The sequence below is a fragment of the Gluconobacter wancherniae NBRC 103581 genome (genome assembly GCF_007988885.1).
GTDB lineage: Bacteria > Pseudomonadota > Alphaproteobacteria > Acetobacterales > Acetobacteraceae > Gluconobacter > Gluconobacter wancherniae.
In genome coordinates this window covers 1,248,357-1,260,411 of sequence record NZ_BJUZ01000001.1, presented here as the reverse complement: position 1 = coordinate 1,260,411, position 12,055 = coordinate 1,248,357, and the positions used below count along the sequence as shown (strand labels likewise).

Here is a 12,055-nt window from a genome sequence, read left to right as displayed (position 1 = left end):
TTCACTTCGGCGAAGACGAATGGACGATATGACGCGGCGTTTCACCATCACGACCCCGATTTTCTATGTGAACGGCGCACCGCATATCGGACACGCCTACACCTCGATCGCAGCGGATGTGCTGGCACGGTTTCATCGTCTTAACGGTGAGAATGTCCTCTTCATCAGCGGAACCGACGAACATGGTCAGAAGGTCGAGCAGACTGCTGCGGCCCAAGGTATCGAAACACAGGCCTATGCAGATAAAATCTCTGAAGATTTTCGGCAGATGCAGCGCGATATGGCCATTTCGACCGATGACTTCATTCGCACAACCGACGAACGCCACAAAAAGGCCGCCACGGCGCTTTGGAATAAGGTGACTGAAAACGGCCACATCTATCTTGGCGCCTATGAGGGCTGGTATTCGACGCGTGATGAAGCGTTTATCGGCGAAGACGAACTGGTTACGAAGCCCGACGGTACAAAGGTGGCACCTTCCGGCGCCCCGGTTGAGCGCGTTAAGGAGCCTTCATATTTCTTCCGGCTTTCTGATTTTCAGGACCGTCTGCTGAAGCTGTATGAAGAAAATCCGGACTTTATCGGCCCAGCAGGCCCTCGTCGTGAGATCGAGAGTTTTGTGAAGTCTGGTCTGCGAGACCTCTCGGTCAGCCGCACGAGCTTCAAATGGGGTATTCCGGTTCCCAATGACCCCGATCATGTCATGTATGTCTGGTTCGATGCGCTTACGAACTATCTGACCGCGGTTGGCTATCCCGATCTGAGCGATCCACGGGCGAAATTCTGGCCTGCAGATCTGCATATCGTCGGTAAGGAAATCGCACGCTTCCATTGTGTGTATTGGCCAGCATTCCTCATGGCGGCTGGTATTGAATTGCCCAAATGCGTTTTTGCTCATGGCTGGTGGACGGTCGAGGGCGAGAAAATGAGCAAATCCCTTGGGAATGCGCTGGATCCCAAGGCCCTTGCAGACGAATTCAGCCTCGATGCTCTGCGCTTTTTCCTGATGCGCGAAGTCCCGTTCGGCGGTGACTCCAATTTCAGCCGTCGCTCGATGATCACGCGTATGAACGTGGAGCTGGCAAATGATCTGGGTAATCTGGCACAGCGTTCCCTGAGTCAGATTGCCAAAAATCTTGGTGGTGTTCTGCCAGAGCGCGGTGTTCTTACGGAAGATGACCAGTCCATCCTGGCACTTGCCCAGATCCTGCCATCCATCATGGCCGAACAGATCGAGCGCAAGGCAATCACGGAAGCTCTTGAAGAAGCCTGGAAGCTTGTGCGCGCAGCTAATTCCTACATTGACCGTCAGGCACCCTGGGCGCTGAAAAAGACAAACATGGACCGTATGGCGGATGTCCTGCGTGTTTTGGTGGACCTGATTCGGACAATCGCCACAATGCTTCAGCCCTATATGCCCATTACCATGGACAAGATGCTCACACAGCTTGGTGTTGAGGAAGGGGAGCGCAGCTTCGCGGCGCTGGAAGTTCCGTTGCCGGGCGGCCGCGTTCTACCCAAGCCTGAGGGTCTGTTCCCGCGTTTTGTCGAGGAAACCGAATGACTGGACTGATCGACAGCCACTGCCACCTGGATCGTCTGGACGATCTCCCAGCGGCATTTCAGACAGCCCGCGAGCGTGGGCTGAGCGGAATGATCACGATTGGAACGCGCTGGTCAGAGGCTTCGACACAGATCAGCCTTACGCAGCATGACACGCCTGAGCTTCGGATATGGTGTGCTATTGGCACGCATCCGGATCATGCTCATGAAGAGCGCCTCCCGGACGTGGCGGAGATTGTTGCCCGGGCGGAAGCGCCTTGCGTGGTGGGGATTGGTGAGTCAGGTCTTGATTACTTCCATGGTACGGAAGACGTGAAGGCCGCGCAGCAGGCATCATTCCGCACGCATATTTCTGCTGCGCGTGAAACAGGACTTCCGCTGGTCATTCATGCCCGCCAGGCGGATGAAGACGTTATTGCCATTCTCCGGGATGAGCACGGGAAGGGCGCGTTTCCCTTCCTTTTGCATTGCTTTGCATCGGGCCCTGAACTCGCAGAGACCGCTATCGAACTCGGTGGCTATATCAGCTTTTCAGGGCTTCTGACGTTTCCGAAATGTGAGGAAATCAGAGCCGTTGCCCGTGTAGTACCCGAAGACAGGATACTGGTGGAGACGGACAGCCCATTTCTGGCGCCTGTACCAAAGCGTGGACGCCCTAACACTCCTAGTTATGTTGCTCACACCGCAGCGCGCCTTGCGCAGGAACGCGGTGTTACTCCAGAGCGTATCGCGGAACTGACGACAGCAAACGTTCATCGGCTTTTCACAAGGACGCGCCCGTGAAAGTTACGGTTCTTGGGTGCGGAGGCTCAGCTGGTGTTCCGATGATCGGAGGCGAGGAGGGGACGTATACCGGGATCTGGGGGGCGTGTGACCCAAAAGAGCCGCGCAACCGCCGTACACGCTCGTCCATTGTCATCGAAGGCGAGGACGGCTTTCGGTTGCTGGTGGATTCAGGGCCCGATTTCCGGACCCAGATGCTGGATTGTGGTGTCGGACGTGTGGATGCAGTTCTCTACACGCACCCGCATTCAGACCATATTGGCGGGCTGGACGAACTGAGGGCGATCAATCGCGTAATTGGCCGACCGTTACCGCTCCTTGCAACTCAGGATGTTCTCGAAGAACTGCGCCTCCGATACGCATATGCGTTTGCGCCCTGGCGGGGGCCGGAGTTCTATAGACCTGTATTTGACGAGCATCTTGTTGAATCAGGGCAACTCATTGAGTTCGGTGCGCTGTCCGGCCAGGTCTTTGATCAGCATCATGGTCGTATCATGTCTCTTGGGATGCGCTTTGGCAGCTTTGCGTATTGCACGGATGTCGACACGATGCCCGAAGAAGCCATAGAAATTCTCCAGGGTGTCGATACATGGCTGGTGGACTGCTTCCAGTACGATCCGCATCCAGCGCACGCATGGCTTGATCGTGTTCTGGAGTGGCGCAGCCTGATTGGTGCGCGCCGTACAATTCTGACTCATATGGGGGCAGAAATGGATTACGGAACGCTATGTCGGATGCTTCCGAGCGACGTTGAGCCGGCTTATGACGGAATGACTTTAGATCTGGCTTAAAGTAAAAAACCGGGCAGGGGACCTACCCGGTTTTTTTGTGTATTCAGAACGTCATCATGGCGCCAGCGGAAATCGTGCTGTCGTCTTCCTTGTTCGGGCCATGAGAATCGGATTTTGTGTGGGCGTATTCGCCAACAATCGTCATCCAGTCGGTTAGGTTGTAATATAATGCGCCGACTTCTGATTCATTACGACGAACCATCAGTGGATCATAAACTTCACCCGCTGCGGAATAGAGGTTGCTGACACCATAGCTGCCAACAATCTTCAGGCGCGGCAAAATTTTATAGGCACCTTGAACGTAATAACCTTCAGAATTACGCTTGCGGCCGTTTGTGGCTACACCATCGAAAAACAGCCCCGTGGTACCCAGGCCGCTGCCATAGTAATAATAGGCAACGCCCTCAAACGGACCTTTCGTCAGCTTCATACCGACGTCGCCAGCTTCAACCATCGCAGAGTGTTTGCTGTTGTCTGAAAGTGCGTTGCTCGTCAGGCTTTGTTGGTGCTGAATGAGAAAGCTGCTCCAAAATCTGGCCGTGAAGCCCTCAATGGTCGCATCATATGTGACTTTGCCTTGAACCATGGGGGAGCTGTGCTGGCTCGAAACAGCAGATCGGCCGCCGCCAGCGTAATTGAATTCGTCCAGCGGCGTCATCACGCCGATAGAACCCTGTAGGCCATGCCATTTTGGCGAGATATATGTGATTTGTGGTAGCCAGTCGGTATAGACATAGCCAACACCAATGCGCCCGAGTGATGTATTGGCAGGGTTGGCGTTGCTGCCTGTGCTGCCAACGCTCAGCAAGGTAGCGTCGTTCAGGATTGCGTCCGCTGCAAAAAGTGCGATATCGCGGCCGATCTTGATCGTGCCGAGATCTTTCGTTCCTGCAGTCATGTAAACCTGACGAAAATCGAGACCAGCAGTACCAAGTCCGACAGGGCTGCCGCCAGAATTGGCGTTGAACGTGCCGACGTCAGCATTGTTGATGCCAGGATACATGCCAAAGACAGCACCAAGGTCGATGCCGTCCTGCGTCGTGTTGAGTTTCAGAATGAGACCGCCAGGCAGAAGTCCGTTGCGGACTGCTGAAGAGTCAAACCCCGTGCTGCCAGTGGACACGCCGCCTGCGACAGGGGAGCCACCACCTGCGCCGTTAAAAGTGTAATAGCCGTTGATGAAACCGGAGAGATTGATGTCAATCTGGCCCGCCTGAATAGTGACGCCTTTGCCCGCGACATAGGGTTTTACGCGTACGATGCTCGCAGGATCGTAGTCATGCTGGGCACGAAAGAGCGTGGACTGAGCGGAGCGGGCGCTGGCTTCGGCATCTGCGGCAGCACGACGGGCAGCGCTTGCCGCAGCGATGGTCGTGACGTCAGGGGCATCAAGTGAACTATCGCCATAGTTTGCGTTACGTGATGAACGGCTGCGACCTGAAGGAGACTTCCGATAGGAACTTTGCTGCACATCAGGCGCTGTGTGCGTGCGATGAAGGTGATGGGCGAGCAGGCCGTTATATTCACCGCGTGTCAGGCTACCTTTGGCGCGAAGGATATCAAGGAGCTCGGTATAATCATCGGCCTGAGCCGATTGAGCCACGCCGACGGTCCCAAGGCATACAATGCTGCCTAAAAGACCCAGCCGGTGGCGTAACTTGAGAGACATGCGACAGCTGTTTCCAGTATGGAAAGCCGATCACGACAGCAACTGGGCGACCGGAAATTGAGACTTGTCCATCCTTAGCGGCAGAGCGGAAATCTTACGCAACAAAAGGTTGTGTCATCACGATAATGTCAGATTCTGGTACATTTTCATATATTAGTTGGCATAATATATCTTATACGACATTTATGTGTTGCTATTCCTACTTCGGACAATTCCCAGATTTGCGCCATTTTCCCAAAAATTCCGACCTAGCTCACCATGCGCGCATCGAGCTGAAAAAAATTATCACGTAGCCTGAATCTTGCGGACCTATTGGGAATCTCAGACTGTTTCAGCTCCAAAAATAGCAAAAATATGGCATTAAGCCATTGCGCCACAGCTTGTTGATTTGTGGCAAAATGCCATTTCCAATTACGGAATGGCGAAATGCCAAATGTTCGTGGCTTAATGGCATTATGCCATGGTTTTGTTTGCTCTTGCCCACTCTCCTCCTCTTGCGCTGATATGCAGTCTGCCTGGTCTGTTAGAGAGTGTCCCTTGACTGAAATTATTCCCAATGCCCCCCCGAGTGATGGTCATTTTCCGACCTCATCTCAGATGTTCGGACACCCAAAAGCGCTCTGGGTTATCGTGCTTACAGAAGCCTGGGTCGCATTTTCGCTTTATGGAATGCAGTCTCTTCTGGTCCTCTACATGAAGGACAGCCTGCTGCAGCCTGGGCATGTCGAAAACATCTGGGGCTTTGGTACGCTGCATAGCGCGATCGCATGGCTTTATTCGCCTGTGGGTATACCTGCTCTGGCGGGCGCGATCATGGGTCTCTTTCTGGCCTTGATCTACGCCACCCCTCTCCTTGGTGGTTTTATCGCAGACAGAATGCTCGGCCGGACGAGAACCATCCTTCTGGGCGCCGTTCTCATGACGGCTGGTCATGTCATGATGGCTTTCGAAAGCAGCTTTGTTCTGGCTTTTGTGTGTCTCGTTTTTGGTACCGGATGTGCTGGCAGCCTTCGCGCGCAGGTCGGTGCGCTTTATGCGCTCAACGACCGTAAACGATCCGATGCCTATCAGTTCTACACACTTGGAGTTCAGGTTGCAGTCATCGTATCGCCAGCACTCTGTGCGAGCCTTGGGCAGATAGCCTGGCATTGGGGTTTTCTAACCGCCGGCATCGGAATGGCGCTCGGTTTGGCGTGTTATCTGGCTGGGCGACATCTTCTTCCGGAGGAGCCTCCACGTGTCGAGCGTTCAAAGCGCCTTCCCCTCACCACGCGCGAGCGCAAGGCTGTAATACTGCTTCTATGCCTGATTGTTGTTCTCGCAGTTGGTGCTTTGCCCAACGAGGAAATTTTTGACGGATATCTTCTCTGGGGACAGCAGCATTATCGGCTTTCACTGTTCGGATATCCCTTCCCGGTTGGCGATCTTTTATCGTTCGATGGCCTGATCAGTTCCGTAACAGCGATTGGAGTGCTGACGTTCTGGCAGTTTTATGCCAAGAAAAGAGCTGACCTTAGCGAAATCACAAAGGTCGCGATCGGGATCGGAATCTCTGCATTCGCGCCACTCTGTCTTGCCGCAGGTTCGTGGATCAGCCCCGGCGCGCATCAGGTAAGTCTGCTATGGGGCGTTGCCTTTCACACGGTGAACGATATCGGGTTTGCGATGAGCTACTCTATCGGAATGGCCCTGTTTTCGCGGGCGGCCCCTGTCAGCCTTAACACCATCATGGTGGCTTGTTTCTCGCTGCACCTGTTTTTATCCAACCTTATGGTTGGCAAACTCGCGACGCTGATTTCCCATATGTCGAGTGTGTCGTTCTGGGTGATGCATTCTGTCGTGGCAGGCTGTGCCGCGATTGTTCTGGGAATTTTTGCTTGGAAATTCCGGGACCTTTTGGCCCCGGAAAAAGCCCCTCAGCCTCAGGAAGCCTGAGAAGACGAAAGCACGCTGGACGCATCATGGGCAGCGGAAGAGACCGTTGACCCATCGTCGGCGCGAACGGAAACGGCTGTCAGAAGACCGTCTTCCCGCTGGCGGGAGCGATCGATAATGCGACGCTCCACAATCGGATAATCCTTTAGCAGACGCTCAAAAACCGGGCGCGGTATGGCCAGCATATGGCTGAACTGAAGCGATCTGACGGTTCCGGACGTGTTCTGCTTGCGAATGACCGACGCTGCGCCAATCAGATCTCCCGAACCAAAAAGCAGGTCGCGTTCAGGCATGTGTATTTCTGCAAGACCTGCCACCTGTGCGTAAACAGTACGAATTTTGCGGCCCCTCCGGAAAATGACTTCCCCTGGAGATACAAAATGCATGGATACCTTGCGAGACAGTTCATGCAGAACGTTGTCCGGAACGCCATTGAACGCAGGAAAAGCACGCAGGCGCTGCTCTATGCCGCTTTTGAGGTTGAACCTCAGCGGAGTGTCCAGCCTTGCGCGATGGCGCTCGATATCACGGTGAAGCTCGCGATGAAGCTCTTCCGAAATCAGGTTATCGGATTGCAGGGCATCGTATTCCTCATCTTCAAGTCGCAGTGCGATCTGGCGCAGGATGCGGCTTTCGAGGGCCTCGGAATAACCCGAATAATGCAGGCGCAAAGTCTCAAGGGCATCGTCCAGAAGCTTGCGCTGCCTGCCAAGCACTTCAGACACGATTTCAGTGATCCGAGGCCCTAACGTGGGTTCCATCCGTTGACGGACGAAGCGCATCAGCGAGAGTGAAACGAGATGCGCGATGATGAGCATCTCGAAGCGCTCCATCATGCAATACATCAATGGCTCGTCGATATGCAGGCGGCTGTGCAATTCCTGCGCAATACGAAAGCGCCATGTCGGCTGGAGGCGCTTTTTGAGCGCACGGACGTAACCGTAGCGCCCTTCAAGGCGGGCCCCGTCTGCCATGGCTTCCGCTGTCCGCAGGAGTGTTTCCATCACGCGGCGCGACAGACCCTGAATGCGGAACAGGTCCAGCAGGAGTGAGCGTTCCTGGTTGGCAATCGTGATCAGGGCGATGGTGACGCGGTTTCTGTCACCAAGGGCGGCCTCGAAATCATTAGCCTCCCTCTCCTTCTCTGCGCGCTTTTCGAGACGATTGATCACGCCTGCTCGGGTCTGTTCGCTAAAGCCCAGTTCGTTGGAAAGCTCACGGGTACGCTCGGCCACTTCCGTCAGGCCAATGGCAAGAACCTGATGGCGCATGGCTTCGTCGATCGGGGACAGGCGGTCCAGCTTCAGGAATAGCACCAAAGACCGTAATGTCGTGCCATTGACGAGCAGGGTAATCAGGACGAAGCCTGTCGCGATGATTCCGATAAAATGAGCAACCGGGCTCGACACTCGTTGGTTTTCGGTGACGGCGAGAGCCAGCGCCAGCGTGATGGCGCCGCGCAGTCCACCCCAGACCATGGTCGCCTTGAAAGGGTTCGGTACAGGTGGCGAAAGCTTCGTGAACGCCAGAATTGGCAACAACCCGAACACCACTGCCCCGCGAGCGATAAGTCCGGCGGCTGTAGCAATCAGGATCAGGACGCAGTCCCAGCGTGTCATTCCGATCAGCAGCCTTGGCACGAGCATGGCTGCGAGGATAAACACGAGCGAACCAGCCCAGAAAACAAGCTGTTCCCACATTTCATTGACTGAGCGCCAGACCTGGGGCCGGAAAGTGGACGGTCCGTAAGCAGAAACTGTCAGACCCGCAGCCGCTGTCGCAACAACGCCTGAGAAGCCCAGCATTTCATCGCACAGAATGTAGACCGCATAGGGCAGTGCGAGGGTCAGGCTCATTTCGGCAGCAGGCGCTCCGCCTAGTCCTGCAATCATGAGCAAAGTCAGGCGTCCAAGAGCCACACCGACCACAATTGCGCCCCCGAAAGCGGTCGCAAAGTCGATGACAGCATCACCGAGATGGATCTGGTGATGGGATGTGACAGCCGCGAGCAGGATGGAGAAGATCGCAATAGCAGCGGCGTCGTTAAGTAGCGCCTCACCTTCAACAAGGCGCGTCAGTCGGGAAGCTGCGCCAATTTCGCGGAAGATTCCAGCCACGGCGGAAGGATCAGTCGTGGCCACAATGGAGCCAAGAAGAAGGCACGCAACCATGCTTTGTTGCGCAAATGGATATAGTGCCAGCCCGATGGTTGCAGTCGATACCACAACGGCGACGACGGCGAGCAGCAGCACGGTGGCCGTCTCGTGAGCCAGACGACGTACGTCGATCGCCATGGCGCCTTGAAAAACCAGGATAGGCAGGAAGATTAACAGGAAGCCTTCACTGTTAATCGGAAAATAGATGAGAGCTTCCGCCGCACCATCTAGAAGATCTGTGGCGGAAGACCGCACGATCAGAGACGCTGCGCCACCCAGAACGATGCCAACGATCGCAATCAGGACCGTCTCGGAAATTTCCAGGCGTTTCGCGAGTGGCTGTATGAGGCTGACGAGCGTGAGCAGGAACGCCAGCGCGAGAATAACGGCTGCAAGCCCTGTCACCATCATCGTTTTCCGTACCCTGTCAGTCCAGGAAGTATCCTAGAGTCGATGCGGCGTTCCGGCTAGGGAGTATTAACCGAAAGCCTGTTTCCCAATAACTTAAGTCTCAGCACAGGCCAGCCAGCGGCGTACCTGTCCCTCCGGGTCGTCATGCCGGATGAAATCCCCCACAGCTGAGACGCTGTCTGCGCCTGCCTTCAGGCACGAAGGCAGGCGTTCGAGTGTGATGCCGCCAATTGCGACGACAGGGATGTCTCCGCACAGCTCACGCCATTCGGTAATCCGTTCCACGCCCTGTGGTCCAAACGCCATCTTCTTGAGTTTGGTTTCCCAGATGGGGCCGATTGCAATATAATCGGGCTTTATGAGCAGGGCGCGATCGAGTTCTTCGTGGCAATGCGTTGAGACACCCAGGCGTATTCCTGTGCTGCGGATCAGTTCGAGATCTGCTGTATCAAGATCTTCCTGTCCCAGATGCAACCACTCGATACCAAGTTCGACGGCAAGTTCCCAGTAATCGTTCAGGACCAGTGATACGTTGAAGCGTGCTGCGAGTTCCTGTGCGGTTGTGATTTGTGCGCGCAGTTCTTCTACAGGAAGATCCTTGATACGGAGCTGGATAAAGCGCGCACCTGCCGCGCCCAGCCGTTCGACCCAGCGTGGGTGATCGACGACAGGATAGATTTTTGAAGGCAGGCGCGACATCAGATCATTTCTCCACCAAGGCCACGTGCCAGCCCCAGTGTAGGCGTTGAGGGCACAGCCATGTCTCGTTCTTCCATAGGGTCGGCGTCCCTGCCCGCCAGGCCGGCTTCACAGGCAAGCCGGAATGCTTTTGCCATCAGCACAGGATCGCCCGCTTTTGCTACGGCTGTGTTGATGAGGACGGCGTCAAAACCAAGTTCGAAAGCTGCTGATGCATGGGAGGGCCGCCCTATTCCTGCGTCTATGACCATCGGAATATCGGGGTAATGTGCCCTTAATGCGCGCAGCCCGAAAATATTGTTCAGGCCTCGGCCAGAGCCTATGGGTGCCCCCCAGGGCATAAGCACTTCAGCGCCCGCTCGCAGCAGGCGTTCGGCAACAACGAGGTCTTCGGTCGTATAGGGAAAGACCTTGAATCCGTCGTCGGTCAGGATGCGGGTTGCTTCAACAAGTCCGAACACGTCCGGTTGGAGGAGGTCTCCCTGCCCGATGACTTCGAGTTTGATCCAGTCTGTCCCGAATACCTCCCGCGCCATCTGCGCCGTTGTGACGGCTTCACGCACGCCATGACAACCCGCAGTGTTTGGCAGTACGGGAACCCCCAGATCGCGGATTAGAGACCAGAAGGCCTGTCCGGCCTGCGCGCCCGCTGCTTCGCGGCGCAGCGAAACCGTGACCACGCCAGCATTGGCTGCCCTGACTGCATCAGCGAGAATGGCTGGGCTGTCATATTGCGCGGTGCCCAGCATCAGGCGGGACGAAAGTTCGGTACCATAAAAACGCATGTTTCAGCCGCCCTGCATTGGTGCGAGGATTTCCAGCTCGGCGCCTTCGCGAAGGTTTTGGCTGGAGCGCAGGCCTGCTGGGACAAAATTACCATTCAGAGCGGTCGCAACGCGCGCGCCCCCATAACCCAGCTCTTCCAGCACAGCCGCGAGCGTCTGGGCACGGACTTCGTGCGGCTCACCATTGACGTTGATATTCATGGGGTCTCCCTCTCAGGAAACAGAATGGGTGCAAACGCTCCGGGTTTCAAATCTCATTCCCGGGAAAAATGATTGAGGCAACTTCTTGTGCCCTTTTGGGCGACAGAAGAAAGCCGTGGCGGTACATCCCGTTGAGATAAATTGTTTTTCCATCCTGATGAACCCGCGGGATATTATCTGGAAATGCGGGTCTGAGGCCTGCATTGGCTTCGAGAATTTCTGCTTCTGCGAAAGCTGGATGCAGCGTGTAGGCTGCATTCAGAAGCTCCATTGTGGCGCGTACCGTGATGGCGCGAGTATCATCGCTTTCAACCATGGTCGCCCCCACCATGAACACATTGTCCGTACGAGGCACAATATAAACCGGGATGCGTGGGTGCAGCATGCGAACCGGTCTGTGAAGTTTTACGTCCGAGCAGCGCAGAAGTAGCATTTCACCACGCATACCGCGCAGATCAGCAAGCTGTTCTCGGGCAGCGATTCCGGTGCAATCAACAACCCAGTCAAAATCCTCTGCGTTGAGAGGAGCGCCGGAAAAGACTGTTTCACCGGCAAGGTTTTTCAGGCGGCGTTCGAGAGCAAGGAGCGCCTTGCGCGGATCAACGTGCCCTTCTTCGGCGAAGAACAATGCTTTTTCAAAGCGACCTTCAAGATCCGGTTCCAGAGATGTAATCTGGTGAGCGTTCAGAGTTTCAAAATGGCTTGTACGCCGCCCGAACCTTGCCAGCTCGGGTGTGTCTCGTGCAGGGGCCACAACCAGGCTACCAGCCTCGATCACATCTGAAACATGCGACTTCCACCATCGTAGAGACGTCAGACTATCCTGCGTCACTTCGTCAGGAGCAGACTCTGCCTCACACCATGGAGCAAGCATCCCGCCTGCAAACCAGGAAGCACCAGAACCAATCCTGCCGCCTGTGTCCTGAACTGTTACGGCTGCTCCATTTTCAGCAAGCGTGACAGCACTTGTCATGCCTGCGACGCCAGCGCCGCGGACAAGTATTCTGGGTCCGGTCATTGAGGGGCCTCCCTCTCTCAGTGAGGCCCGCTCTGTATCATATT

Annotated in this window: 10 protein-coding genes; 4 read left to right on the top strand and 6 right to left on the bottom strand. The window is 55.4% G+C overall.

The annotated features are described in order from the left end of the window. Positions 1-28: 28 nt before the first annotated feature. The 3 genes from metG to GWA01_RS05865 are packed head-to-tail and all read left to right on the top strand — an operon-like array spanning position 29 to position 3,137. A complete protein-coding gene (gene metG, locus GWA01_RS05875) occupies positions 29-1,564 on the top strand; it encodes a methionine--tRNA ligase (protein WP_146795584.1) in 1,536 nt (511 codons plus the stop codon). Further along, complete coding sequence (locus tag GWA01_RS05870) at positions 1,561-2,346, top strand: TatD family hydrolase (RefSeq protein WP_146794893.1); 786 nt, start codon at positions 1,561-1,563, stop codon at positions 2,344-2,346. Before metG ends, GWA01_RS05870 begins: the two co-directional genes overlap by 4 nt. Continuing rightward, positions 2,343-3,137, top strand: a complete 795-nt coding sequence (locus GWA01_RS05865) for an MBL fold metallo-hydrolase (RefSeq protein WP_146794892.1) — start codon at positions 2,343-2,345, stop codon at positions 3,135-3,137. The genes GWA01_RS05870 and GWA01_RS05865 overlap by 4 nt, the downstream gene beginning before the upstream one ends. A 43-nt stretch (positions 3,138-3,180) precedes the next feature. Here the strand turns inward: GWA01_RS05865 and GWA01_RS05860 are convergent, their stop codons facing one another. After that, positions 3,181-4,806, bottom strand: a complete 1,626-nt coding sequence (locus GWA01_RS05860; protein ID WP_146794890.1) for a porin family protein — start codon at positions 4,804-4,806, stop codon at positions 3,181-3,183. 537 nt (positions 4,807-5,343) lie between these two features. On the opposite strand from GWA01_RS05860, the gene GWA01_RS05855 reads away from it, so the two are divergent. Continuing rightward, positions 5,344-6,741, top strand: a complete 1,398-nt coding sequence (locus GWA01_RS05855) for a peptide MFS transporter (protein ID WP_228118378.1) — start codon at positions 5,344-5,346, stop codon at positions 6,739-6,741. On the opposite strand, the gene GWA01_RS05850 is transcribed toward GWA01_RS05855, so the two are convergent. From GWA01_RS05850 to thiO, 5 genes are all read right to left on the bottom strand, one after another. After that, a complete protein-coding gene (locus GWA01_RS05850) occupies positions 6,729-9,308 on the bottom strand; it encodes a cation:proton antiporter (protein WP_146794887.1) in 2,580 nt (859 codons plus the stop codon). The genes GWA01_RS05855 and GWA01_RS05850 overlap by 13 nt on opposite strands. Before the next feature lie 93 nt (positions 9,309-9,401). Further along, on the bottom strand, positions 9,402-10,007 hold the full coding sequence (locus GWA01_RS05845) for a thiamine phosphate synthase (RefSeq protein ID WP_146794885.1): 606 nt from the start codon (positions 10,005-10,007) through the stop codon (positions 9,402-9,404). Then, entirely contained in the window at positions 10,007-10,792 is a 786-nt protein-coding gene (locus GWA01_RS05840; protein WP_146794883.1) for a thiazole synthase, read from the bottom strand. Before GWA01_RS05840 ends, GWA01_RS05845 begins: the two co-directional genes overlap by 1 nt. A 3-nt stretch (positions 10,793-10,795) precedes the next feature. Continuing rightward, on the bottom strand, positions 10,796-10,993 hold the full coding sequence (gene thiS, locus GWA01_RS05835; RefSeq protein ID WP_146794880.1) for a sulfur carrier protein ThiS: 198 nt from the start codon (positions 10,991-10,993) through the stop codon (positions 10,796-10,798). Positions 10,994-11,039: 46 nt separating this feature from the next. Beyond that, entirely contained in the window at positions 11,040-12,011 is a 972-nt protein-coding gene (gene thiO / locus GWA01_RS05830; protein WP_146794878.1) for a glycine oxidase ThiO, read from the bottom strand. Between the last annotated feature and the right edge of the window lie 44 nt (positions 12,012-12,055).